The 25,774-nt window shown below is 47.2% G+C and carries 21 protein-coding genes and 3 riboswitches; of the genes, 8 read left to right on the forward strand and 13 right to left on the reverse strand.

Annotated elements, in window-relative coordinates; translation table 11 throughout:
* Nucleotides 1-66: 66 nt before the first annotated feature.
* Genes cydC through G4O42_RS18765 form a run of 4 tightly spaced genes read right to left on the reverse strand, consistent with a single transcriptional unit; the run spans nucleotide 67 to nucleotide 5,903 of the window.
* On the reverse strand, nucleotides 67-1,797 hold the full coding sequence (gene cydC / locus G4O42_RS18750) for a thiol reductant ABC exporter subunit CydC (RefSeq protein WP_032875657.1): 1,731 nt from the start codon (nucleotides 1,795-1,797) through the stop codon (nucleotides 67-69).
* Nucleotides 1,794-3,497, reverse strand: a complete 1,704-nt coding sequence (cydD, locus tag G4O42_RS18755) for a thiol reductant ABC exporter subunit CydD (RefSeq protein ID WP_032875654.1) — start codon at nucleotides 3,495-3,497, stop codon at nucleotides 1,794-1,796. Before cydD ends, cydC begins: the two co-directional genes overlap by 4 nt.
* The gene (gene cydB, locus G4O42_RS18760) at nucleotides 3,497-4,513 is read right to left on the reverse strand and encodes a cytochrome d ubiquinol oxidase subunit II (RefSeq protein WP_007614694.1); all 1,017 of its coding nucleotides are present in this window, start codon (nucleotides 4,511-4,513) and stop codon (nucleotides 3,497-3,499) included. The genes cydD and cydB overlap by 1 nt, the downstream gene beginning before the upstream one ends.
* Entirely contained in the window at nucleotides 4,497-5,903 is a 1,407-nt protein-coding gene (locus tag G4O42_RS18765) for a cytochrome ubiquinol oxidase subunit I (protein ID WP_007614697.1), read from the reverse strand. Before G4O42_RS18765 ends, cydB begins: the two co-directional genes overlap by 17 nt.
* A 502-nt stretch (nucleotides 5,904-6,405) precedes the next feature.
* Here G4O42_RS18765 and cimH point away from each other — a divergent pair.
* Nucleotides 6,406-7,749, forward strand: a complete 1,344-nt coding sequence (gene cimH, locus G4O42_RS18770) for a citrate/malate transporter CimH (RefSeq protein ID WP_032875651.1) — start codon at nucleotides 6,406-6,408, stop codon at nucleotides 7,747-7,749.
* A 34-nt stretch (nucleotides 7,750-7,783) separates the two neighbouring features.
* Here cimH and G4O42_RS18775 read toward each other — a convergent pair whose 3' ends face one another.
* The 4 genes from G4O42_RS18775 to G4O42_RS18790 form a co-directional block, all read right to left on the reverse strand.
* Nucleotides 7,784-8,626, reverse strand: coding sequence for a polysaccharide deacetylase family protein (locus G4O42_RS18775; RefSeq protein WP_032875648.1), 843 nt, complete (start codon nucleotides 8,624-8,626; stop codon nucleotides 7,784-7,786).
* Between the two features lie 99 nt (nucleotides 8,627-8,725).
* The gene (locus G4O42_RS18780) at nucleotides 8,726-9,826 is read right to left on the reverse strand and encodes an ABC transporter ATP-binding protein (RefSeq protein WP_029325758.1); all 1,101 of its coding nucleotides are present in this window, start codon (nucleotides 9,824-9,826) and stop codon (nucleotides 8,726-8,728) included.
* Nucleotides 9,827-9,942: 116 nt separating this feature from the next.
* Entirely contained in the window at nucleotides 9,943-10,836 is an 894-nt protein-coding gene (locus G4O42_RS18785; protein WP_032875645.1) for a PucR family transcriptional regulator, read from the reverse strand.
* Between the two features lie 165 nt (nucleotides 10,837-11,001).
* Nucleotides 11,002-11,838 carry a YitT family protein gene (locus tag G4O42_RS18790; protein ID WP_003150818.1) on the reverse strand — a complete coding sequence of 279 codons (837 nt, stop codon included), beginning with the start codon at nucleotides 11,836-11,838 and terminating at the stop codon, nucleotides 11,002-11,004.
* Between the two features lie 65 nt (nucleotides 11,839-11,903).
* Nucleotides 11,904-12,005, reverse strand: a riboswitch (guanidine-I (ykkC/yxkD leader).
* A 347-nt stretch (nucleotides 12,006-12,352) separates the two neighbouring features.
* Here G4O42_RS18790 and G4O42_RS18795 point away from each other — a divergent pair.
* Complete coding sequence (locus G4O42_RS18795; protein ID WP_119834765.1) at nucleotides 12,353-12,892, forward strand: DUF4352 domain-containing protein; 540 nt, start codon at nucleotides 12,353-12,355, stop codon at nucleotides 12,890-12,892.
* A gap of 46 nt (nucleotides 12,893-12,938) precedes the next feature.
* Here the strand turns inward: G4O42_RS18795 and galE are convergent, their stop codons facing one another.
* The gene (galE, locus tag G4O42_RS18800) at nucleotides 12,939-13,955 is read right to left on the reverse strand and encodes a UDP-glucose 4-epimerase GalE (RefSeq protein ID WP_014419237.1); all 1,017 of its coding nucleotides are present in this window, start codon (nucleotides 13,953-13,955) and stop codon (nucleotides 12,939-12,941) included.
* Between the two features lie 210 nt (nucleotides 13,956-14,165).
* On the opposite strand from galE, the gene pepT reads away from it, so the two are divergent.
* The 4 genes from pepT to G4O42_RS18820 all read left to right on the forward strand — a co-directional run bounded on the left by pepT (nucleotide 14,166) and on the right by G4O42_RS18820 (nucleotide 18,107).
* Nucleotides 14,166-15,398: a peptidase T gene (pepT, locus tag G4O42_RS18805; RefSeq protein WP_025285494.1), complete on the forward strand. Its 1,233-nt coding sequence runs from the start codon at nucleotides 14,166-14,168 to the stop codon at nucleotides 15,396-15,398.
* 576 nt (nucleotides 15,399-15,974) lie between these two features.
* Complete coding sequence (locus G4O42_RS18810) at nucleotides 15,975-16,142, forward strand: hypothetical protein (protein ID WP_003150808.1); 168 nt, start codon at nucleotides 15,975-15,977, stop codon at nucleotides 16,140-16,142.
* Nucleotides 16,143-16,245: 103 nt separating this feature from the next.
* Nucleotides 16,246-16,722: an LURP-one-related/scramblase family protein gene (locus G4O42_RS18815; RefSeq protein ID WP_032875642.1), complete on the forward strand. Its 477-nt coding sequence runs from the start codon at nucleotides 16,246-16,248 to the stop codon at nucleotides 16,720-16,722.
* Nucleotides 16,723-16,805: 83 nt separating this feature from the next.
* Nucleotides 16,806-16,892: riboswitch (SAM riboswitch) on the forward strand.
* 78 nt (nucleotides 16,893-16,970) lie between these two features.
* Nucleotides 16,971-18,107 carry a 5-methyltetrahydropteroyltriglutamate--homocysteine S-methyltransferase gene (locus tag G4O42_RS18820; protein WP_029972954.1) on the forward strand — a complete coding sequence of 379 codons (1,137 nt, stop codon included), beginning with the start codon at nucleotides 16,971-16,973 and terminating at the stop codon, nucleotides 18,105-18,107.
* A gap of 35 nt (nucleotides 18,108-18,142) precedes the next feature.
* On the opposite strand, the gene G4O42_RS18825 is transcribed toward G4O42_RS18820, so the two are convergent.
* Nucleotides 18,143-19,024 (reverse strand): methyltransferase domain-containing protein, encoded by an 882-nt coding sequence (locus tag G4O42_RS18825; protein WP_032875639.1) that lies wholly within the window; start codon nucleotides 19,022-19,024, stop codon nucleotides 18,143-18,145.
* Nucleotides 19,025-19,387: 363 nt separating this feature from the next.
* Nucleotides 19,388-19,488, forward strand: a riboswitch (purine riboswitch).
* Nucleotides 19,489-19,623: 135 nt separating this feature from the next.
* Here G4O42_RS18825 and G4O42_RS18830 point away from each other — a divergent pair.
* Nucleotides 19,624-20,817, forward strand: coding sequence for a NupC/NupG family nucleoside CNT transporter (locus tag G4O42_RS18830; RefSeq protein ID WP_032875637.1), 1,194 nt, complete (start codon nucleotides 19,624-19,626; stop codon nucleotides 20,815-20,817).
* Between the two features lie 47 nt (nucleotides 20,818-20,864).
* Here the strand turns inward: G4O42_RS18830 and G4O42_RS18835 are convergent, their stop codons facing one another.
* From G4O42_RS18835 to G4O42_RS18845, 3 genes are all read right to left on the reverse strand, one after another.
* The gene (locus G4O42_RS18835; RefSeq protein WP_032875635.1) at nucleotides 20,865-21,539 is read right to left on the reverse strand and encodes a DUF3298 and DUF4163 domain-containing protein; all 675 of its coding nucleotides are present in this window, start codon (nucleotides 21,537-21,539) and stop codon (nucleotides 20,865-20,867) included.
* Between the two features lie 140 nt (nucleotides 21,540-21,679).
* Nucleotides 21,680-21,988, reverse strand: a complete 309-nt coding sequence (locus G4O42_RS18840) for a hypothetical protein (protein WP_015418528.1) — start codon at nucleotides 21,986-21,988, stop codon at nucleotides 21,680-21,682.
* A gap of 250 nt (nucleotides 21,989-22,238) precedes the next feature.
* Complete coding sequence (locus G4O42_RS18845) at nucleotides 22,239-24,290, reverse strand: catalase (protein WP_032875632.1); 2,052 nt, start codon at nucleotides 24,288-24,290, stop codon at nucleotides 22,239-22,241.
* 200 nt (nucleotides 24,291-24,490) lie between these two features.
* Here G4O42_RS18845 and citH point away from each other — a divergent pair, with 200 nt between their 5' ends.
* Entirely contained in the window at nucleotides 24,491-25,771 is a 1,281-nt protein-coding gene (gene citH / locus G4O42_RS18850; protein ID WP_032875629.1) for a citrate transporter CitH, read from the forward strand.
* Nucleotides 25,772-25,774 lie beyond the last annotated feature (3 nt).

Consider the following 25,774-nt stretch of genomic DNA (forward strand, 5'->3'; position numbering starts at 1 on the left):
TATTTATATTCCAAACAAGAAGAGATTTTAAACCGCACAAAAAAACAGCCGCTCGTTTGCGGCTGTTTATGTTCTGATCGGAACATCAAGACGGTAAAGCTTCCGGTACCGTTCGTTTTCTGCAAGCAGCTCTTGATGGGTTCCTTCCATTTCTGCTTTTCCATTTTCTAAAAAGACGATTTTATCAGCTGTTTCCACACCAGCTAAATGGTGTGTAATCCAGAGGATCGTTTTCTCTTTAAAGACATCAAAAATCGTATCAAGCAATTCGCGTTCAGTGACCGCATCAAGGCCGACCGTCGGTTCATCAAGGATAATGACCGGCGTGTCTTGGAGAAGAATACGGGCAAGCGCGATCCGCTGCCGTTCCCCGCCTGAGAAACGAATCCCCGTCTCCTGCACGGACGTTTCATATCCGTCAGGCAGTGATTCAATATAATCATGCAGCTTCACTTGCCGCGCCGCACGCTTAACATCTTCATCACTCGCCTTGCCGTTTCCGAGCCGGATATTGTTCATAATGCTCGTGTTAAAGAGATGAGGTTTCTGATTCAAAACGGCCACCGCTGAGGAAATCTGCTCCCGCACGGCCGCAGTTTCCAGCCCGTTCAGCATCACTTTGCCCGAATCGGGAACTAAGGCGCCTTCAATTAAAGCGAGAGAGGTCGACTTACCGGAGCCGCTCCTGCCGAGCAGCGCCATTTTTTCACCTTGGCGGAGAGTGAAGGAAAAACGGTCAAGCACATGACTGTGCTGATCATAAGAAAACGTCACGTTATCAAATGTAAGTGTCACATCCGATACATCCAGTTTCTCATCCGTCTGCTTCACCTCACCACTTCGCAGCTCCGGAGCCGCCTTACTCATTCTTTTGATGGAATCCTGATAAGAAGGCACTTCCGTCAGCGCATCCGAAAGGGGCAGAAACGCCTCCGTCAATGGAAATACGACAAGCACAAAGGCCGCGATCATCGTGTTGGCGATGCTGCCGTCCGCATACTGACCCGCCGTCCAGAACAGCATGATCAATATGAAGCCGCCGACAAGACATTGCGCGGCGAGATCACGCCATCTCGTAAACCGCTGACGTTTGCTTTCAAGGTCAAACCACGCCTTCTCTTTCTCTTCATATGAGGAAATAAAGGCCGCCTGGCGTCCCGAGAACATCCAGTCGCTCACGCCGAGCACGGCATCTGTCAGCCGGCTGTAGAGCGTATTCCGGCCGCTTTTCAGCCTCATGTTTTTCGCTCTCGTCACAAGAAGCGACACAACCGGAAACAATACAACCAATATAAACAGGTAAATCGCCGCAAAAGCGGCAAACGGCCAGGAAAAAAAGCCGAGTCCGATAACGGAGGCCGCATACAGCAGCAAAGCGGAAACCGCCGGGAAAATCGTTTTTAAAAACGCATCCTGCAAATGCTCAATATCCTCAGCCAAAATGCCGAGCATGTCGCCCGTCCGAAAACGGGATGAAAGCATGAGCGAGGCCGGCTCCAGCATATTGTAAAGCCGCACCCTCATGTCGGACACGATTTTCAAAATGATATGGTGCCCCGTCAGACGCTCGGCGTACCGTGAGACCGAACGGGCAATCCCGAAGGTCCGCACGGCCACAATCGGAACGTACACCAGCAGGATATTCTCAGGCCTGGTCGCCGACTTAGAGATCAAAAAACCGGAAGTGAACATGAGAAAGGCCGCCGAAAAAATCGTCACCGCGCCTAAAAAAATCACAAGAACAAACAAACGGGCATTTTGCTTCATATACGGCAGAATCCATTCTTCTTTTCTCATGTTCTTTCCCCCAGTTGCGCCTTTACAAGTTTGGCGTATACGCCTTGTTTCGCCATCAATTCGTCGTGGGTGCCGATTTCCGCCACCGCGCCGTCATCAAGCACGATAATTTCGTCCATCTCAAGCATCCAGTGAAGACGGTGAGTGGCCAGAAAGACAAGTTTGTTTTCAAACAGGTCTTTCATCGTTTCTTTTATTTCATATTCTGTTTCAATATCAAGGTGAGCGGTCGGCTCATCCAAAAGGAGAATCGGACGGTTTCCTAAAAAGGCTCTGGCCAGCGCGACACGCTGAGCCTGCCCTCCGCTGAGCGCCCGTCCGCCCTCGCCGATCCGGCCGTCAAGACCGCCGGGCAGATCACGGATCAGTTCGGAAAGACCCCCCGAAGCAGCGGCCTGCGCCGTTTCCTCACGGGAAGCATCAGGATGATAAAACCGGATATTATTCAAAAGCGTGTCATCAAAAATGTACGGGTGCTGCGGAATATAGAGCAGCTGCTTCTGCCAGCCGTCCGACTGCAGATGCGAGCGGGATTCACCGTTTACCTTGATCTCACCGGACGCAGGCTCTAAAAAGCCGCCCAGCACATCAATGAGTGTCGATTTTCCCGCACCGCTTTCCCCGATAATTCCGATTTTCTTCTTCCCTTTAAAGGACAAATGAAATTCAGACATCGATTCTCGGACGGACAAACGCGTAAGCTGTAATTCATCCCCGTCAGTCCACGTATCAAGTTCGAGCGGCTTTTCTTCTTTAAAACCGGGCTGCGCCAAAATCGCTTGAATGGTTTTCCCCGCCTCCTGCCCGTTTAACGTCGCGTGGTAATCATTCCCCACTTCGCGGACCGGGAGAAAATATTCAGGCGCGAGAATGAGCGCGGTCAATGCCGGCCCGAGCAGAATTTGTCCGTCTATCAGCCGCAAGCCGAGAAACACCGCCACTGTCGCCACCGACAGCATCGTAAAGAAATCCAGGGCGAATGATGATAAAAACGCGACCCGAAGCGTGCTCATCGTCGCCTTGCGGTATCTCTCACTGACATGAAAGATGTTTTTACTGTGTGATTTGCTTAATCCTAAAAACCGCAATGTCTCCAGTCCGCGGAGCGAATCCACGAAATGATTGGAAAGCGTCTGATAGGACTTCCATTGGCGATCGGCTTTTTTCTGTGCCACAAGTCCGAGCAGAATCATAAATACAATCAAAATCGGAAGCGCAAGAATCAGAATCAATGCCGATGTTTTATCCTGAAAAAACACGTAAATAACAACGGCCGCCGGCACAATCGCCATGCTGACCATTTTCGGCAGAAACAGCTCTAAATAACGGCGGAACTGGCTGATGCCTTCCATCGCCAGCGTCACCATCCGGCCCGTCCCCTCTTTTTTCGCAAAGCGGGGGCCGAGACGGAACAATTGCTCAAGAAATCTTTTTCTTAAGTCTGCGCCGGTTTGCGCGGCATATTGGTACACGATTTTCTGCCGGACCGTTGTCACCGCATGCCGGACCAAAAACGCAAGCAGGAAAAAGCCGATAACCGGATAAAGAGAAGCAATCCGCTTCCCGTTAAATAATCCGGTTACCGCCTGGCTCAGCCATTCCGCCTGCAAGATGATGGCGGCCGTTTGTATAATCGTTAATCCCGTAATGATCGCAAGAATCCGCTTCATTCCTTTATAAAGAAACAGGTCTTTTCCCATTAATAAGTCATAGGCTCCTTATGGCTGACGCGTTTCCGGAAGACATAATAGCTCCAGATCTGACTGCCGATGACAAACGGCAGCAGAGTCAGTGCGACAATTGTCATGACCTTAAGTGAATAATCACCGGAAGACGCGTTAGCTACTGTTAAGTCATACGCGCTTGTCAGCGAGCTGACCATGACGCGCGGGAACAGAGAGATAAAAATCATCGCAACTGTCAAAGCAAGACCCGCGCCGGTCATACCGAATGCCCAGCCGTCTTTTTTCTTGCTCATGAACACAACGGCAAGAACGTTGCAGATGACAATCAGCACGAATACCGGAATCGTGATGTTTGCCCGGCGTGTAAACATATCCGTATCGTATGCAGACATCGCAAAGAAAGCAAGTACAACAAGAAAGATAACACCGATTACGCGTTTTGCCATTTTTCTCGCACGCTCTTGTAAATCACCGATCGTGCGCAGGGTGATAAACATTAAACCGTGCAGGAATGAAAGAAGGGTGACGGCTGCTCCGCCAAGAACGGAATACACGTTCACAATATCTGAAAAACCTGCGTGAATGTTCATATGTCCGTCAATCGGCACACCGCGGAACAAGCTTGTGAAAATAAGTCCGAATACAAATGGCGGGATAAGGCTGCCGAAGAAAATCACCCAGTCCCATGTTTTGACCCATTTCAGATTATTCACTTGGCCGCGGAATTCAAATGCCACGCCGCGCCCCATCAAGGCAAGAAGAATGATGATAAACGGAATGTAATATCCGCTCAGCATCGTCGCATACCAGTTCGGGAATGCCGCGAAGATCGCTCCCGTACCTGTGATAAGCCACACCTCATTCGCATCCCAGAACGGGCCGATGGTGTTAACCAGCACTCTGCGTTCTAATTCATTATGGCCAAGAAATCGGGTCGAAATGCCGACACCGAAATCAAAACCCTCTAAAAAGAAAAATCCGACAAACAAAACTGAAACGAGTATAAACCAAAGATCATGAAGTGACCCCATGGTAGACCTCCTGACTGAACGGATCCGTTGACACAGGAACATCCTTATGATCATCATGGTCCGCACCTTTTTTAATTTCACGAACGAATAGGAAAACAAGCAGCGCGCCTAAAATCAAGTACATGACGCCGAAGCTGATAATTGAAAACAGCAGAGATCCCGTCGTTACGTTAGGAGAAACGGATTGTGCGGTCGTCAATTGTCCCATGACCGTCCACGGCTGGCGGCCGATTTCAGTCATAATCCAACCGGCAGAGTTCGCAATGAATGGAAATGCGATCAGTGCGATCATGCCCCGTAAATACCACTTGCTCGTATGAAGCTTTTTGCGGCGGTTCAGAATAAAGCCGGCAATCGCGGCAAAAATCATAAGCGCGCCCGCTCCCGCCATAATGCGGAAACTCCAGAACGTCGTTTTAACAGGCGGGATATAGTCGCCTTTTCCGTACGTTTTTTCGTATTCTTTTTGAAGTGTTTTCATCCCTTTCACACTGCCGCTGAACTTCTGGTAAGCCAAGTAGCTGAGTGCGTAAGGAATTGAAATTTCTGATGTGTTTTTTTCTTTATTCGTATCAATATTCGCAAAAGCCGTCCACGCGGCAGGATCACCGCTGTCATCCCAAAGCGCTTCACTGGCAGCCATTTTCATCGGCTGCGATTCCATTAAATGCTCAGCCTGCATATGTCCGCTGAACGCAACGCCGATACCGGCGATCAGACCGACAATCATCGAAAGCTTGAAAGATTTATGGAAGAAAGGCACTTCTTTTTTCTTCAATAATTTAAATGCGCTGACACCGGCGATAAAGAAAGCACCCGTCGCAAGCGCCCCGAAAATGACGTGAGGGAATTCAACCCAAAGCTGAGGGTTTGTCAGAAGCGCCCCGAAATCATTCATTTCCGCGCGGCCGTTTTTAATCGCAAAGCCGACCGGCTCCTGCATGAATGAGTTTGCCGTCAAAATCCAGAAAGATGACATAATCGTTCCGAAGGACACAAGCCAAATGCAAAGCAAATGCACTTTTTTAGATAAACGGTCCCAGCCGAAAATCCATAATCCGATAAAAATAGACTCCATAAAAAACGCCAAAAGCGCTTCAACCGCAAGCGGAGCACCAAATACGTCTCCGACAAAACGGGAATAATCAGACCAGTTCAATCCGAACTGGAATTCCTGAAGAATCCCTGTGACGACGCCGACAGCGAAGTTAATTAAAAAGAGATGCCCCCAAAATTTAGCCATTTTGAGATAGGTCTCTTGTTTTTTGACAACATAAAGCGTCTCCATCAAAGCAACCATAAACACAAGCCCGATAGACAAAGGCACAAACAAGAAGTGAAACAATGTTGTAGATGCAAATTGAATGCGGGCTAATACCAACTCACTCATGATGTTTTTCCTCCAATCTGGTAAATTGCTCAACATTTCACAAACATAGCGAAATCATTGCTCGGTATTTCACAAAAAATGATATATTTGCTCAATGTTTCACAAATTCGTCAAAACTATTGAAATATCAGCCTGTACACCCTGGGGGACAGCGGCTGTCATAGAAATGATTCAATATCATTACTTTACAACGATTCAGCCTAAAAAAAAAGATCAATATACCTAAAATAAGGCTGAAATTGTGACCGATTAATGTCGGATTTGTAGAGATTTTATGTCAGCACATAGGATATTTGTCCCTTTGATATCGTACCTCTTTTTTATTCGTGTGGCGAACAAAATGCTTTTCTCGGTGAAAAAGCCCGCCAAATTGCCATTTCGAGAAAGAAAATGTGAAGAAAACATGTCCTCTAGTAAATTCATAATATATGAACAATTTAAATTTTTTAGTAAACTTTAAATGGGGATATTTTTTCACTACATAACGACTGGGGGAACAAGCATGGGAGAACTTCAACCAAAATTGCAAACGGATTCAATCCAAAAACAGGAACGGACTGATAACTGGTTTGCCAGAGCAATGAATATAAGAATCGGCATTATTCCTCTTCCTATTTATATCCTGCTTTTTTTGCTTATTACGGTGTTTGTCATGAGCCGTGATGTAAAAAGCGACATTCTGACATCAATTGCCGTCATGAGTTTTTTCGGATTTACCTTCGGCCAGATCGGAAAATCCATTCCGATCGTGCGGTCCATCGGCGGCCCTGCGATTCTCGCAACCTTTATTCCATCCGCTGTCGTCTACTACCACTTGCTTCCGAAAGACATTATTACTTCAACAACAAAATTCACGGAAAGCTCCAACTTTCTCTATCTATTTATTGCCGGTATCGTCGTCGGCAGTATTCTCGGGATGAAAAGAGAGACGCTCGTCAAAGCTTTCGTCAAGATTTTTATTCCGCTGATCGCCGGCTCAATCGCGGCCGCCATCGTCGGCTTATGCGTCGGGACGCTGCTCGGGCTCGGCTTTCAGCACACGCTGCTTTATATTGTCGTTCCGATTATGGCGGGGGGTGTCGGTGAAGGCGCGATTCCTTTATCCATCGGCTACTCCGATATGATGCCGATGTCCCAGGGAGACGCCTTTGCGCTTGTGCTGCCGTCCATCATGCTCGGCAGCCTGTGCGCCATTATGTTATCGGGTTTGCTGAATGTCATCGGGAAACGCAAACCGGAATGGACGGGCAACGGGAAGGTTGATAAGTCTGATCATTCCGCTCCCGCATTGGAACAGCCTACCAATGATAAAACGTTTGATTTGTCCTTTTTCGCTTCGGGCGGTATTTTAGCGGTTTCCCTCTATTTGGTCGGCATGCTGGCGCATGATTTCTTTCAGCTTCCGGCTCCTGTCGTGATGCTCGTCCTTGCCGTTCTCATTAAGCTGTTCAGGCTGGCGCCGGCTTCGATTGAAAACGGAGCCTTCGGCGTCTCGCGCTTTTTCTCGACAGCCGTGACCTATCCGCTCTTATTTGCGATCGGCGTTTCAATGACACCGTGGGACAAGCTGATTGCGGCGTTTACGATCAGCAACATCATTACCATTTTATCAATCGTCGTCACGATGATGGCCGTCGGTTTTCTGACCGGAAAATGGCTGAATCTGTATCCGATTGAGACGGCGATTATTAATGCCTGCCATTCCGGCCAGGGCGGCACCGGCGACGTCGCGATCTTGAGCGCCGCTGAACGGCTTGAGCTGATGCCGTTCGCCCAAGTGTCGACCAGGATCGGCGGAGCGATTACCGTGAGTGTCACCCTTCTGCTGCTTCATCAATTCTATTAAACTGAAAAAAGCCTCCGCATATGCGGAGGCTCTGTTATTTCATCACATTTTGAATATAAGAGCCGAATGCCGCGCCGGACATGCCCGGCGACACACGGACGCGGTGAAGCCCGTAAAGCCCCTGATCTCTTGACGCCGCTCCCGGCTCCGTCGTGACCGCCATACGGTAGCCTGACGCGGCGGCGGCTTTTAATGTTTCCTTATTATATCGTCCGACAGGGTAGCTGATCATAGACGTCCGCTGCCCGAACATTTGATCAAATAAACGCTTAGAGTCCCTCATTTCACGTCGCTGCTGCTGCGGTGTGAGCCCGTTCAATTCGAGATGGTTCATCGTATGGCTCTGAATGGAAATGCCGTGGGCGGCCATCTCCTTCATCTGCTTCTCAGTCAGATGATTCTTATGCCCGATAAAGTTTCCGATCATAAAGATTGTCGCTTTCATCTTGTATTTCTTTAAAATGGGATAGGCCGCTTTCACATTGTCGGTATAGCCGTCATCAAATGTGATCAGAACACATTTTTCACGCGGCTCCTTATCCTCCGTCAGCATCAGATAGGCCTCTTCAGGAGTCATCGTATAATAGCCGTGATCATGAAGCCACTTCATATGCTGCCGGAATTCTTCCTTCGGCACACGCAGGCTGTTTCCCTCAGAAATGCTGTGGTACATCAGAATCGGCAGTCTTGCCGTTCCTTTCGTTTTAACCCAGGCGGACGTATCCGGCTCTTTTTTGATTTGGCGCTTTACAGATTTTTTATCGTGGTGCGCTTCTGCCTTCGGAATGCTTTGTTCGGCGCTTGCCTCATGGCCCGAGCAAGCGGCAAGCGTAAACACGGCAGCCAAAAGGCACATGCACATGATCATGCGTTTCATCGTTTTCCTGCTTTCTGTCTTCTATTTACTTTTTATATCGGTTATGCGTCATAAATTGTTACATCAAAAAAGCCGGACATCCAGCTGTCCGGCTTTGCGTTATGAGCGGATTCTGATTTCTGTTTCACTGTCAAAAAAGTGAGCCTTATTCATGTCGAAAGCGACGGTCAATTCCTCACCGGCACGAATGTCATGGCGGGCGTCAATCCGGGCGATAAAATCCTGATCCCCGATCCGGGAATAGACCATAATTTCTGACCCGAGCAATTCCGCGACATTGATTTTAGCTGTGATGGATGAATTCTTATAGGATTCTACCACAATCAGCTCGTCATGTATGTCTTCCGGGCGGATGCCGAAGATAACATCTTTGCCGGCATACCCTTTTTCCCGTAGCATTTTCATTTTCCCTTCCGGCACGCTGAGAGCGGCTGAACCGATCTGAATGGCGCCGTCCGTCAGCTTTCCTTTGAAAAAGTTCATCGCTGGGGAGCCGATGAACCCGCCGACAAATACGTTTTCCGGATGTTCATACACGTCTTTCGGGGTGCCGATCTGCTGAATTTTTCCGTCCTTCATGACTACGATGCGTGTCGCCATCGTCAGTGCTTCTGTTTGGTCGTGCGTCACATAGATTGTGGTTGTTTGCAGCCTTTGATGCAGCTTAATAATTTCTGCCCGCATCTGCACCCGAAGCTTTGCGTCCAGATTTGACAGCGGCTCATCCATTAAGAACACTTTGGCATCCCTGACAATCGCCCGTCCCAATGCAACCCGCTGCCGCTGCCCGCCGGAGAGCGCTTTCGGTTTGCGGTGCAGATACTCTGTGAGCCCCAGCATTTTCGCCGCTTCTTCGACCCGTTTTTTAATCTCAGGTTTCGGCATCTTCCTCAGCTTCAGACCGAAAGCGATATTATCATAGACCGTCATGTGCGGATATAACGCATAGTTTTGAAACACCATGGCGATATCCCTGTCTTTAGGAGCGATGTCATTCACTCTCGTGTCACCGATATAGAAATCACCCTTCGTAATATCCTCCAGCCCGGCAACCATCCGCAAAGTTGTCGACTTGCCGCAACCCGACGGACCGACAAACACGATAAACTCTTTATCTTTAATATGAAGGTTAAAATCATCGACAGCCGCTTCTTTTTGATCGTAATACTTATAAATATGCTCCAGCCGAAGTTCCGCCATGTCATCTCTCCTTTTTTGTAACCGCTTTCTTAAATAGGATTGTAACAGCGTCAGACGGCGGCGGATATAGGCAATGTTCATAAAAAAAGTCCGCTGCCTTCGTGCACATTTCCCATTTAATGTGATTTTTCAGACTGCAGACAAATGAAATAAGCCAGCAGGGCGCCCCGATATGTCTTAATATCAATACCTGAGCGTTCCGCGAATTTATCAATCCGATATTGAAGACTGTTGCGGTGCAAATGCAGTTTTTTCGATGTGAGCGACATGTTCGAGTTATGTTCAATAAAAGTCTGAATCGTATGCTTCAGCCCCGGTTCTTTCTGAAACAGCAGCGCCGCTTCTTCGTGAAGCAAGGCTGAGAGCTTTTCTCTGCTTTCTTCCATGAGCATGGCCGGAAATACCGTTTCCGCGGTCAGCGTGCTCAGCTGCGGGAGATGTCGCCGGCCAATCTGACAATATTGCTGTTCTCTCCGATAATGAAGGCGCAGACGTTCTCCCGCGCCGTAATACCTTCCGATGAAAAAACGGACACTGAAATAAAAATCGCCTTCGAGAATCTTCACAAAAGATGCGATGTCATCCGAATCTGGCGCTTCCAGCTTTTCTTCCTCCACAATCACGCCTTGATCCCTTCCCGTCCGGACAACTGTATATGAAACCGGCCAGAAATGGCGCAGCGCTTCCGTAAATGCCCCCCAGTCCCGTTCTCTCAATAAGTCATAATGGATAAAACGGACACGAGGCTCCTTGACATCAGGCACCGGACCCTCTTCCAGCAGAAACCGCCGCCACCTCTTTGCTGCCGCCGTCTCCGGAAAAAAATCGCCTTTTTCTTCAGCGGGCGTCAAAAATGATTCCAGAAGCAGTTTCTCCTTCGGGGCAATATCCTCCTTCGGAATGGTGACATAGACCCGCCTTTTCTCATCATAAAAGCAAAAGACATCCTCCGCCGTACAGCACGTATCAGACAACACAGCCCTCGGGTAAATTGCCAATAACGGGTTCATATGCGCTCCTCTCTATCGCTCTATCATATTTTCAGTATAAAACGTCCGGCCGATTGTATCCACTTCGTTTTAAGAAACAGCTTTCAGGCTATTTCCCGGGAAACGGATCATAACAGCTTCTGCCGGCATAAGAAAAAACCCTCCGCGCCGGCAGAGGGATCCTTTTTATTTAGAGATATCGACGAAGCCTTCACCAAAGACGTCACGCACATCATGAACAATGACAAACGCTTTTGTATCACAGCTTTTAATAATTTTTTTGAGCATGGAAAGCTCTTGTTTCTGGATGACGATATATAAAATTTCCTTCGACTGCCCCGTGTAATTTCCTTTACCCGACAGCAGCGTAACCCCTCTGTCCATAAGCGTGTTGACCTGTTCAGCGATTTCGTGCTTATGCTCAGATATAATCGTCACCGCTTTTTTCGTATTCAGGCCTTCAATGATAAAGTCCATCACCTTCGTTCCGATGTACAGCATGACAATGGTAAACATCATTTTTTCCGCACCGATGATGAAATAAGAACTGAAGACGACAATCAGATCAAAGAACAAAAGCGCATAGCTGATATTCCAATCGAGATATTTGTTCGCAATCCTCGCCAAAATGGCAGAACCCGCAGTCGTTCCTCCGACTCGAATAATGATCCCGATTCCGACACCGGCAAACACACCCGCAAAAATAGTATTAATAATGAGTTCATGTGAAGGCGAGTGCCAATCATGCGTCAGATGCAGAAACAGTGAATTGGCAACAACGGTAATGATCGTATAAAGCGTTGTTTTTCCGTCTAAAAATTTATATCCGATAATCAATAAGATCCCGTTCAAAATGATATTCGTCACCCCGGGCGACCATTCAAACACATAGTACAAGATCAGGGTGATTCCCGTTACCCCGCCCTCTCCAAGATCATTCGGAATGGCGAATAAATTAACGGCCAAAGCAAAGATAAAAGCCCCAATAATCAGCATCAGCACATCCAGCAATCTCTTTTTCATCCCAGACACTCCCTTTATATAAAATCAAAAAAGCCCGGGAGAGCACTCTTCATTAAAAGAGCAGAAACTCCCGGGCTTTTATCCCAACGTGTCACAGCAGGAACCTGCTGTGTGTTTTCTCTCGGTCCAGACCAATTCAGCATTGCGGAACCCTAGAAAACCACTGTTTTTTATGTTCAGTTTTTGTATATCTTTCAAGATTATACGGGAAATCACGAACATGTTCAACCACTCTTTTTTTCAATAAACATATAAAAAATTCGAACGATCTGCCGATACTAAAAAAGGCCCTTAAAATACATGACTAAAAAATCATTAAAATACTTTTTTTCTCAAAATATTATTGACTATAGGTTATTTTACAGGCATTATAGTATGTAGTTTTTAAGAAATAGTTTACATAGGAGGAAATATTATGGCAGGCAACCTGGTGTCTTGTAAGGCATGCGGCAAAGAAATCGCTAAAGGCGTTAAAAAATGCCCAAACTGCGGTAAAGATCAGAGAAACTTTTTTATGAGACATAAAATTATCACATTGCTTCTGGCGGTAGTGGTTATTATCATTCTCGTAAACATCGGCGGCGGAGGCGGATCTTCATCATCTAAAACCGCGTCTTCAAAAGCTGCGGAATCCAAGGAAAAACTGTATAACATCGGTGACACTGTTAAGACTGAGAAAACTGAAGTTACCGTTACCAAAGTGGAAAAAAGAGATTCAGTAGGCTCTCAATTTGTCGAGAAAAAAGCGTCTGACGGCGGCGTTATCGTAGCTGTTCAATACACAGTTAAAAATGTTTCAAACAAGCCGTTAAGCTCTTTCTCCATTCCAAGAGCGAAATTAGTAGATTCTAAAGGAACATCCTATGATTCAGATATTGATGCTTCTTCAAGCTATGCAACAGAAACAAAAGTAGACAACAGTAAAATTTTAAGTGACTTGAACCCGAACATTAAAGTTACTGACGTAAAAGCTTTTGAAGTTGATAAAAACGCATACTCTAAAGGCACTTGGAAATTAAAGTTCAGCAACGATGTTGAAGTGAAAATTAAATAATGACCGTAAAAAAAGAGACCTTCATCATTTGAAGGTCTCTTTCTTTTTACACCTTTTGGTACCCGTTCACATTGGAGGACTGCCACTTCCAAGAGTCGGCGCACATTTCTTCAAGCCCGCGCTTTGCTTCCCAGCCTAATTCAGCCTTCGCTTTTGCCGGGTCTGCGAAGCATGCGGCGATGTCTCCCGGGCGCCGGGCGGCAAAACGGTACGGCACTTCTTTTCCTGATACTTTTTCAAACGCCTTGACCATCTCAAGAACGCTGTAGCCTCTTCCCGTGCCGAGATTATAGGCATCCGCGCCTGTTGTGTTCAGCACCTTCTCAAGCGCTCTGACGTGGCCCTCGGCAAGGTCAACGACATGGATGTAATCCCGCACGCCGGTGCCGTCCTTTGTCGGATAATCATTGCCGAACACCTGCAATTGCTCAAGCTTGCCGACAGCGACTTGGGCGACGTACGGCATTAAATTATTCGGGATGCCGTTCGGGTCTTCTCCGATCCGGCCGCTCGGGTGCGCGCCGAACGGATTAAAGTAGCGGAGCAGCGCAATGCTCCATTCAGAGTCCGCTTTATGCAGATCGCGTAAAATCTGTTCCAGCATCAGCTTTGTCTGCCCGTAAGGATTGGTCGCGCTTAATGGAAAATCCTCAGTGATCGGCGTTGTTTCCGGAACGCCGTAAACCGTCGCTGAAGAACTGAAGACGATTTTTTTCACACCGTGTGCCTGCATGGCTTCACATAAAATAAACGTCCCCGTCAGATTATTATGATAATAACGAAGCGGAACAGCCACAGACTCACCGACCGCTTTTAATCCCGCAAAATGAATGACGGCTTCAATCTCATTTTCAGCAAACACCCGGTGAACGGCGTCACGGTCAAGGAGATCCGCTTCATAAAACACAAGCCCTTTTCCGGTAATATCTTTCACACGCTCCAATGCTTCCGGTGAACTATTTGACAGATTATCCAAAACCACGATGTCATAGCCGCCGTTTAACAGCTCGACACATGTGTGGCTTCCGATATAACCCGCTCCGCCTGTCACTAAAATCGCCATGAAGAAAGCCTCCCCTATTGAATGAATTGACCATATTATATCGGTTTTTTCTTCCTCAATCATCCATTTCCAAAAAGTTTAATCGTTTAGTCATCGTTTCTTCATAATTTATTTTCATTCGCGTAAAAAACAGAGCCCTCGATTCAAAACGGTTGCGAAATAGAAATCCCTCCCCCGCGCATGGTAAGATAAGACAAAGGAGATGACGGTATGAAAAATGAAATCATTGAACGCTTTACCTCTTATGTAAAAGTCGATACACAGTCTGACGAAAACAATGAAAACTGCCCTTCAACCCCCGGCCAGCTGACATTGGCCAACATGCTGGCAGATGAATTAAAGTCGATCGGCATGACAGACATCACAGTCGATGACAATGGGTACGTCATGGCGACTCTGCCGGCAAATACGGATAAAGACGTGCCGACTGTCGGTTTTCTGGCTCACGTGGACACCGCGACCGATTTTACCGGAAAAAATGTGAATCCTCAGATTATTGAGAGCTACGACGGACATGATATCGTTCTGAATGACAAACTCAATGTCGTCCTGTCGCCTGAGCAATTCCCAGAGCTCTCCCGCTATAAAGGCCAGACGCTGATCACAACAGACGGCACGACGCTGCTCGGAGCCGACAACAAAGCGGGCATTGCTGAAATCATGACGGCAATGGCGTACTTGATCAAACATCCGGACATCAAACACGGAACGATCCGGGTCGCGTTCACGCCCGATGAAGAAATCGGCAGAGGCCCTCACAAATTCGATGTCGGCCGCTTCAACGCCGCATTCGCCTACACGATAGACGGAGGCCCCCTCGGCGAACTGCAATATGAAAGCTTTAACGCAGCAGCCGCAAAGCTTACTTGTTACGGAAAAAGCGTCCACCCGGGAACGGCGAAAAACAAAATGGTCAACGCTTCAAAAATCGCGATGGAATTTCACCACGCGCTGCCGAAAGAAGAAGCGCCGGAATATACGGAAGGGTATGAAGGCTTCTATCATTTACTTTCCATGAACGGAGACGTTTCTGAAGCCGCCCTGTCGTACATCATCAGAGACTTTGACAGAGACCGCTTTGCAGAACGAAAAGAATATATGCAGAAAACCGCCGATGCGCTGGCGGCCAAATACGGCAACGAAAGCATCAAGCTTGAACTGCGTGATCAATATTACAACATGAGAGAAAAAATAGAACCGGTCAAAGAGATAGTCGATGTCGCCTATCAAGCCATGAAAAACCTCGACATCGAACCGATTATCGAACCGATCCGGGGCGGAACCGACGGATCACAGCTCTCTTACATGGGACTGCCGACACCGAACATTTTTACGGGCGGCCAAAACTTCCACGGAAAATATGAATACATTTCCGTCGATCATATGGAAAAGGCGGTAAACGTCATTGTTGAAATCGCCAGGCTCTTTGAAGAGCGCGCTTAAAACCAAAGCCCCATGCTTTGGTTTTTTTCTTTCACATGAAACCTTTCCTTCTTTCTTTCCGTATATAAGGTATGAATTGGAAAGAAGGAGTGAAGACTATGGCAAGAGGGACTGTAGCGAAAGAATTGAAAAAAACCTTAAAAGACCCGCGTGTTCTGGAGACAAAATCAAACCCTTTTAAAAAACTGCGGAAAATGTTCAAACGATTTTTTTAAGATAACATCTCGTTTTCTTTAAAAAAATAAAGAAAGCGCTGTCAACTCGCAGTCATCTGTTAGAAGCAGTTATTTTGCATATTATAAGGTTTTTTAGGGTACTGAATAACACAAGGCAAACGAAAACACTGAAATAGTTATTTAGACACTTACAAAAAATAGTGAAAAAGTTATATAAACGATCATCATCCATCAGCCGATACAATCTATAGAACCACAACAAGAGCAAAATTTCTTCAACCCATAGTTATTTTTACGGAAAATGACGTTATTTTTTAAAAAAGTGACAATTGTTTGAATACTTTTCGTTTGTTTTTTCGTACAATAATAATACCAAAACTTTTTTTGGGAGGTATGTAAAATGATGCTACTTATTTTTGCTGCTTTGACAGGGTATCTTGTTTTCTCTTTCAGTAAGGACAACCGCCGGAAAACGCCAAAGACAAGCCCGCTGGTGACAGCTGCCGACACGAATAACATCATTGATTTAAATGCGATCCGTCAAAAACGCCGGATGCCGCTATCATAAAAACGACAGCTGCCGCAAAATCGGCAGCCTTTTTTTTATGCACCCGGCCGATATGAAACCAACCGCCTCCTTTTTTCGTACAACATAAAAAAGGAGTTTTTTTATGTACCATTTTTACATCAAAGAGCGAATGTTTACGTTTAAGAATCGTTTTCAAGTGTTTCTTGAAAGCGGAAAAGAAGTCTACAATGTTGAAGGAAAGCTGTTTTCATTCGGTGATGAACTGAAGCTGACTGATTTGGACGGCCGCACGCTCGCCAGCGTCAATCAGAAACTGATGTCGCTCGTTCCCCGTTACGAGATTTCCGTCAGCGGCAAACCCGTCTGCCAAGTCATCAAGAAAGTCACGTTTTTCAAACCGAAATTTGAAATTTCCGGGGTCGGCTGGGACCTTACCGGCGATGTGTGGGGGCGGAATTTTCAAGTGACAGACGGAAAATCAAACCGGATGACCGTCACCAAATCATGGATGAGCTGGGGCGATTCCTATCATTTGCAGATTGAAAAGGAAGAGGATATTGCTCTTTGTCTTGCGATCGCCATCGTGATAGATATGATTCTATTTGAGGGTGACAAATAAAAATATTTATCGAAATATATTGACAATATGAGAAAACATACTAAGATTAGAGTATTACAGTTTATTCTGAAAAATAGCATATTTCCTTATCAAGAGAGGTGGAGGGACTGGCCCTATGATACCCGGCAACCGCTGTTCAGCAGAATGGTGCTAAATCCTGAAGATAAGGTTGAGATTTGCGGACGCAAGCTCTTCCCTATCCGAGGGAAGAGTTTTTTTATATTTCATCAGGAAAGAAGGAATCGTTCATGTCACAGCAAAACACAGAACAACCATTGCATACTCTTCTAAGAAAAAACCCGCCGTTTCGCGCAGATCAGGTCGGAAGCCTGCTGCGGCCGGCGGCTGTGAAGCAAGCCCGCCTGCAAAGAGCGGCAGGTGAGATTTCAGCAGAACAGCTGCGCGAAATCGAAAACAGAGAAATCATCCGCAGCGTGGAAAAGCAGAAAGAAACCGGCCTCAATGTCGTGACTGACGGCGAATTCCGCCGTGCCTGGTGGCATTTTGATTTTCTCGAAAATTTAGACGGGGTTGAGGCATTTACGCCTGAAAGCGGCATTCAGTTTCACAACGTACAGACGAAAGCGCGCGGCATTAAAGTAACGGGAGATATTGATTTTTCTCAGCATCCGATGCTCGAAGATTATAAATTCCTGCACAGCATTGCCGGCGATGCTGTTCCGAAAATGACCATCCCCAGTCCGAATATGCTGTTTTTCCGCGGAAAATTGGAAAAAGCGTCCTACCAGAATGATTACAAACAATTTCAGCACGATGTGTCAAAGGCGTATAAAAAAGCGATTCAAGCTTTCTATGACGCCGGGTGCCGCTACCTTCAGCTCGATGACACCGCATGGGCCGTTTTCTTATCGGAAGCGGGGCTTCGTCAGATTGAAGCTTTCGGCACAACGCCGGATGAGCTGCGCAAGCTGTTTGCAGCTTCCATTAATGACGCCATCAAGGACCGCCCTGACGATCTGAAGGTTACGATGCATATCTGCCGCGGCAACTTCCAATCCACATGGACGGCTGAAGGCGGCTATGATGCAGCGGCTGAAACGATTTTTGACGGGCTTGATCTTGACGGATTGTTCCTGGAATATGATGATTCCCGCTCCGGCGGCTTTGAACCGCTTCGTTATGTCAAACGCTCTGATCTTCAGCTTGTGCTTGGATTGATTACGTCGAAACATGGCGAACTTGAAGACAAGGACGCGATTAAACGCCGGATTGAAGAAGCTTCACAATATGTCAGTCTGGATCAGCTTTGCCTCAGCCCGCAATGCGGATTCGCCTCCACTGAGGAAGGAAACCTGATCACAGAAGAACAGCAATGGGCGAAACTGCGCCATGTCGTCAACATTGCCGGTGAAGTCTGGAAATAAAAAAAAAGACACGCGATCAGCGTGTCTTTTCCGTTTTACAGCGGATCGGTCCCGATTAAAATATCGATATCTATCGTGACAGCAGCCTCTTTCCGGCTGATAAACCGCCGGATGCTGTCATCAGTACATTTCCATGTTAAGGGCGTCATTTTCACAAGCCGCTCGAGGTCAGGCTGCGCTAAGGTCTTCGTGTAACACAGCCGTTTGCGCTCAAAGGTTTGAAAGCCCGCTTGGAATCGTCCGGCCGCAGAATCGGCGGTGTCTTTCCGCCGAGGGCTGTCTCCGAAGAAAAATTCCCTTACTTCCTTCAAATAATCACGCCGCGGCACCGCTTTAATGACTGTGCCGCCCTTTCGTAAAAGTCTGCTGCATTCCTTGTAATTCCAAGGTGATAAAACAGACATCACGACATCAAAACAGCTGTCGGCAAACGGCGCATCCGCCACATCAGCGACGGCAAAAACCAAATGATTCCCGAAGGCCTTTGCGGCATGCAGCACACCTTCTTTCGAGAGATCAATGCCGATTCCCGTCACGGAAAAAGCGGGCTGAAGCAATTTGCATACGGCGGCTAAATGAGAGCCTTCTCCGCACCCCGCATCCAATATCGCCGCCGGTTTATGCGGAGATTGCTTACGGCTGATGACGGCGGCGATCTCCTTTTGAACCGGCCCAAAAAATTCCCGGCTGTCAAAAAGCTCGCGTCTCGCTTCGAACAGCTGCCTGTCATAGCGGGTTTTGACCGATTTATTGAGGAAATTCACATATCCCTGCTTTGATATATCAAATGTATGCCCCTGTCCGCAAATCAAGCTTCGGTATCGTGAGACCGCCATGGCCGACCGGCATAGCGGACACCTGAACACGGATTGGCATGATTGCAGTAATTCCGCGCGTTTTCTTTTTATAGACGTCAAAAAAAACACCTCATTCATTCGTTATTCCGATGAAATGAAAAAGGCATAGACAAATAAACCTTGCCAAATTGGAAGGTTTTACCTATTTATCTATACCTCTCATTATCTGTAACGAATGAATTGGATGATCACGAAAATGACCCCTTTTCTGCCGTCTTTTGAAGGCTGTGCCCTCAGATCCATTTTATCAGCTGCATCCCGTCTTTACAATGAACCGGAACGGTTTTTAGGAGTTTTTTACACCTTTATTATCCAATTACTTATAGACATCCTTTATTTTCTTTATTTATAATATAAATTTATTATTTTGAAAATATCTAAAAAGGTTGATTTTCAAAAATTGAAACGATAAAATACTGCTATCTCATGTAATATCGTTATTCTTGTATATGATCAGTAATATGGTCTGATTGTTTCTACCTAGTGCCGTAAAAGACTAGACTACAAGAAAGTTTGCATAAATTTGAACGAGTGAAAAGCATATGACGCTGTCTATTCTTTTCTTTTGGCTCTTATTTATCACACTTTCTGGCTTTCAGGAATTTGTGACGAATAAGAGCTTTTTTTATTTCCATAATACCCTTATAGGAGTTGCTCACATGTACTTTTTATTGAACATTGTCGGTCTCATTGTTGTCATGGCTGTTGTTTTCTTATGCTCTCCCAACAAGAAGAAGATTAAATGGCGTCCGATTGTCATGCTCCTCGTCTTTGAGTTTCTGATTACTTGGTTTATGTTAGGGACAAAAATCGGCGGCTTTGTCATCGGGAAGATCGGCGCGTTCTTTACATGGCTGATTTCCTGCGCCAGTCAAGGGATTGCGTTCGCTTTTCCGTCTGTCATGGCGAACCCGACGGTTGATTTTTTCTTCAGCGCATTGCTGCCGATTATCTTCGTCGTGACCTTCTTTGATATGCTGTCGTATTTCGGTATTCTGCCGTGGCTCATTGATAAAATCGGCTGGCTGATTTCTAAAATATCCCGTCTGCCGAAACTGGAGAGCTTTTTCTCCATCCAGATGATGTTTTTAGGAAATACGGAAGCTTTAGCCGTCATCCGCCAGCAGCTTGCCGCCGTCAGCAACAACCGGCTTCTGACATTCGGGCTGATGAGCATGAGCAGCATCAGCGGCTCGATCATCGGATCGTACTTGACGATGGTTCCGTCCACTTATGTGTTTACAGCCATCCCGCTGAATTGCTTAAACGCGCTTTTAATCGCCAATATGCTGAATCCTGTGGACGTTTCTAAAGAGGATGATATTATTTACGTTCCTTCAAAAGCGGAGAAAAAAGACTTCTTCTCCACGATTTCTAACAGTATGCTTGTCGGCATGAACATGGTCATTGTCATTTTAGCGATGGTAATCGGCTATGTGGCGTTAACGGCCGCGTTAAACGGCGTACTCGGACTGTTCGTGCACGGTTTGACCATTCAAAAGATTTTCTCATACATCTTCAGTCCGTTTGCCTTCCTTCTCGGATTAGGCGTACATGACGCGATGTATGTCGCACAGCTGATGGGCATCAAGCTCGCGACGAATGAATTTGTGGCAATGGCCGATCTGAAAGGGCAGCTGAATTCACTCCCGCCGCACACGATTGCCGTGGCTACGACATTCCTGACATCATTCGCAAACTTCAGCACCATCGGTATGATCTACGGATCTTATCAATCTCTGCTTGATGGTGAAAAATCAGCCATCATCGGAAAAAACGTCTGGAAGCTGCTTGTCAGCGGAATTGCCGTTTCCTTATTGAGCGCGGCGATTGTCGGATTGTTTGTCTGGTAAAAGAAAAAAAGCGATACCGCTCCGTTTTGGAGTGATATCGCTTTTTTTTATTGATAGACGGATGCAGGTACGAAAACGTCCCGGATTCCTGCCGCGTACGGTCCGAGATCATATTGTCCGAACACAACGGCAATGCCGTTTTTCGTAAAGAAGAAAGGTCTTTCGTTATTCAGGATGATCTCCTGTTTTTTAACGTCCTGATCGAACAGATCGTCATGTTTCTTGATGTAGCCGTAAAGATAGTCTCTCGTCTTGTTAGCTTTCGTTTTTGTATTCAGCACATCATTGAGTGTGACCCGTTTTTTTGCGGCCAAGTCGTAATTAAAGGTCTGAACGGATGTCAGCCCGTGTGCGCCGCCTGTGTAACTGTAGTCTTCCGTCTGAATGCTGAGCTTGCCGTCTTGATTATACTTCACCTTGAAATCTGCCTGGTATTCCGCTTTGTAGCCTTGTTTTTCACCGTCTTTTTTGTTTTTCACATATTCTTGATACGATTGTTCAATATAACGTTTGAAGTCCTGATTGATTTTCTTTTCAAAAGATGCGTTTCCCGTATTTGTGACCTCGGGGTATGTCAGCTGTTTTACATGCTTATACGTATGGCTTTTGACAACGGGCTTTGCGGTTTGCGCGGCCTCGGCTGAAGGCGCGAAACCTCCGAACGGCGCGGCTGTCAGCACGGTTAAGAGCACGGCCGCCATCATTTTGAATGCCTTTTTCATCACAACTCCTCCTTTTCATTACCGTTCCCTTTTTGAAAACGGGTTACACTCTATAGACAGCGCGGATCAGCAAATTGTTTCTGGGCCTTCTTTCACATTTTCTCCATAAAAAAAAGAGACATGGAAAATCCACGCCTCTTTTACCGTGAAGGTCTTTGCGCAATGGCTTCATAAACGGCTTCTGCCAAATCGGAGTTGCCGAACATCTCCAAAACGCCGATGACAGTTTGATCAGGAATCGGTTCTGATTCCTCCTTCGGCACGACAAGTTCTTCAGCCGTTTTTCGCAGCTCTTCGTTTAAAGGCTGTCCGGGATAAGCCTTGCTGTAAATGGCCATCGGATCAAGGTCATGATTGACGCACCATTGGGCAAACACCAAAATCATCATGTTTTCGTCACGCCGGTAATATTCTTCAAGTTGTTTTTCGGTAAACGGCTTCACTATCATTCGCTCCTCCAGAAAATCTACCCCTAAGATACACAAACACAGAGCGGAAGTAAACCAAAGAGGGTGAAACATATTATTTCATCAACCCGCCTGCTTTAAATGGCGCATGCCCTGACTCTCTAAAACTGTTGTCTGAATGTCCCGGACAGCGGAAGGTACGGATTTGCACGGAAGCATTTTCGTTTTCTCCTCAGATATTTCACTCTCACAAGAAAAAAGCGCCTCCTTCATAAAAGGCGCTTTTTCATTCTTATATGTTTCTGTCCCAATGCCGATGCTCAGCCACGGCTTTCAGAAATTGTTCGCAGTTTCCGTCCGGAACAAGACCGGGGCCGCTTTCGGTTCCGGCGGCGAGGGCGAGAAGTTCTTTTCCTTCACCGGAGGCGCCGATCGCTTTGTAATGGCTGAAAGCTTCGCTGACGAAGTCTCTGGCCGATTTTTGGGCTTTGAGGCTGTCTGTGCTTTGTTTTCCGCCCGGAATGAAAACAGCGTCGTACAGGACGGAATCCGCTGTCAGGAAAGTGGCTGACGCTTCCAGCTCCGTACCGTTTTCTCCCTTGATAGTTCCCAGCGCGGGGCTGATGATATCGGCTCTGACTCCCGCCTGTTTGCATGCGTCAAGCACTTGTTTGACTTTCTCATCAGAAAACCCGTGGTCGGTTAAAACCGCAACCTGCCTTGTCGCTGCCGTTTTCACCGTGTTTTCCTGGCTTAAGGCCGGGGAAGTGAACGTTTCGTCAGATTCACGATCCTTCGGCGGCGGGTTCACGCCGATTCCTTTCGCAACACACTCGGCAAGCCCTGCGTCGACATGACTGAAGACATCAATCACCTGCTGCTGCACATCCTTGCTGTTCACTTTTCCGACCTCAAAACAGAACGCGGAGATGATATGTTCTTTCTCGGCGGGAGACATGCTGTTCCAGAACATCTTGGCCTGAGAAAAATAGTCATTGAAACTCTCACTGCGCTGGCGGATTTTTCTGCCTTCTACTTTTTCCTGGTAATGAACGTATCCGCCTTCTTCTTCTGAGGCCGGCGACGGATCATTGTTCTGCAGGGAATTTTTATGATAGGCGACAGGGCCCTTATTAATCGTCATCCGATGGTAGCCGTCGTATTGGTTGTTATGGAACGGGCAGACCGGCCGGTTGATCGGAATCTCGTGAAAATTCGGCCCGCCAAGACGGATGAGCTGTGTATCCGTATAAGAGAAAAGCCGGCCTTGAAGAAGCGGGTCATTGGTAAAATCGATGCCCGGCACGACATTTCCCGGGTGGAATGCGACCTGTTCTGTTTCCGCAAAGACATTGTCCTGATTGCGATCGAGGGTCATTTTTCCGATCAGCTTGACGGGAACCAATTCTTCCGGCCACAGTTTTGTCGGATCAAGGATATCAAAATCAAATTTGAACTCGTCTTCTTCGTCTATCATCTGAACACCGAGCTCATACTCGACTTTGCCGCCGTTTTCAATCGTTTCCCACAGGTCGCGGCGATTGAAATCGGGATCTTTCCCGGCAATTTTCTGCGCTTCATCCCATACGAGGGAATGAACGCCGAGCACAGGTTTCCAGTGGAATTTTACAAAGCGCGCTTTTCCTTTCTCGTTGACGAAACGGAACGTATGCACGCCGAAGCCCTCCATCATCCGATAGCTTCGCGGGATGCCGCGGTCAGACATCGTCCACATGACCATGTGCGCGGATTCAGGATTGTTTGCGACAAAATCCCAGAACGTATCATGAGCCGTCGCGGCCTGCGGCATTTCATTGTGCGGTTCCGGTTTTATGGCGTGAACGAGATCCGGGAATTTGATCGCGTCCTGAATGAAGAACACCGGAATATTGTTTCCGACGAGATCATAGTTCCCTTCTTCAGTATAAAACTTCGTCGCAAATCCCCTGGCGTCACGGACGGTGTCGGCTGACCCCTTGGAACCCGCCACTGTTGAAAAACGGACGAAAACAGGCGTTTTGACGGACGGGTCCTGCAAAAATTTCGCCCGTGTATATTCCGTCATCGGTTCGTACACCTGAAAATGCCCATGAACGCCGTACCCGCGCGCATGAACGACCCGTTCCGGAATCCGCTCGTGGTCAAAGTGCGTCATTTTTTCACGAAAATGAAAATCCTCCATCAGCGTGGGGCCGCGGACGCCCGCTTTTAAAGAATGCTCATCCTCAGACACGCGAAGCCCCTGATTGGTCGTCATTTTTTTGCCGCTGTTACCAGACCGGTACTGCTCCAGCTGTTCGTCCTTTGAGTGTTCATTTACTCGTTTGTTTTGATCATCACTCATGTCAGTTCCCCCTTTTAAAACGAAACATTCTATAGCACATTTACCCGCGGCGTTCTTCATATAAACTGCTGATCCGCTCATTAGGATTTTAGGTCTGTATTTACATATGCGGTCATACACATTTTGAAATAAGCCATTTTCACAGAAATAAATCGTGAAAGCGCTTACCAATACAGCTGTTGAACAGGGGAGGTCATATCGTGCTTGCCATACTCGGTTTTGTGATGATGATTGTCTTTATGTATCTTATTATGTCTAACCGGCTTTCCGCTCTTATTGCTTTGATTGTCGTTCCTGTTGTGTTTGCCCTGATCAGCGGATTTGGCAAAGATCTCGGCGAGATGATGATTCAAGGCGTTACAGACCTCGCTCCAACCGGGATCATGCTGTTATTCGCCATCCTGTATTTCGGCATTATGATTGACTCAGGTCTGTTTGATCCCCTCATTGCCAAAATCCTATCGCTTGTCAAAGGGGATCCGTTAAAAATCGCCATCGGCACAGCGGTTCTGACGATGACCATTTCGCTGGACGGAGATGGAACAACAACGTATATGATTACGATTGCGGCAATGCTGCCCCTTTACAAACGGCTCGGCATGAACCGTTTGGTGCTGGCGGGAATTGCGATGCTCGGTTCGGGGGTCATGAATATTATTCCGTGGGGCGGGCCGACGGCGAGGGTTTTGGCTTCCTTGAAATTGGACACGTCAGAAGTTTTTACGCCGCTGATTCCCGCTATGATCGCCGGCATTCTCTGGGTGATCGCCGTTGCTTATCTCCTCGGAAAAAAAGAACGGAAGCGGCTCGGCATCATTTCGATTGAACACGCGCCGTCTTCTGATCCGGAGGCAGCGCCGCTGAAGCGTCCCGCTCTCCAATGGTTCAACCTGCTGCTGACTGTCGCTCTGATGGCCGCGCTGATCACCAGCCTGCTGCCGCTCCCTGTTCTTTTTATGATTGCGTTCGCCATCGCCTTGATGATCAACTATCCAAATGTCAAAGAGCAGCAGAAACGGATTTCGGCACATGCGGGTAATGCGTTAAACGTTGTCTCAATGGTGTTTGCGGCAGGCATATTTACAGGTATTCTCTCAGGCACAAAAATGGTCGATGCGATGGCGCATTCTCTCGTTTCCCTCATCCCTGATGCCATGGGCCCGCATCTGCCGTTGATCACTGCGATTGCCAGCATGCCTTTCACCTTTTTCATGTCGAATGACGCCTTTTACTTCGGTGTGCTTCCCATCATCGCTGAAGCCGCTTCCGCTTACGGAATAGACGCCGCTGAAATCGGAAGAGCCTCCTTGCTGGGCCAGCCGGTGCATCTGCTCAGCCCGCTTGTGCCATCCACCTATCTACTGGTCGGAATGGCGGGCGTCAGCTTTGGCGATCATCAAAAATTCACTATTAAATGGGCCGTGGGGACAACGATTGTGATGACGATTGCGGCGCTTTTGATTGGGATTATTTCGTTTTAATTA

Origin of the sequence: Bacillus sp. LUNF1, from assembly GCF_011008975.1 — a bacterium.
In the GTDB taxonomy this organism is placed as follows: domain Bacteria; phylum Bacillota; class Bacilli; order Bacillales; family Bacillaceae; genus Bacillus; species Bacillus velezensis.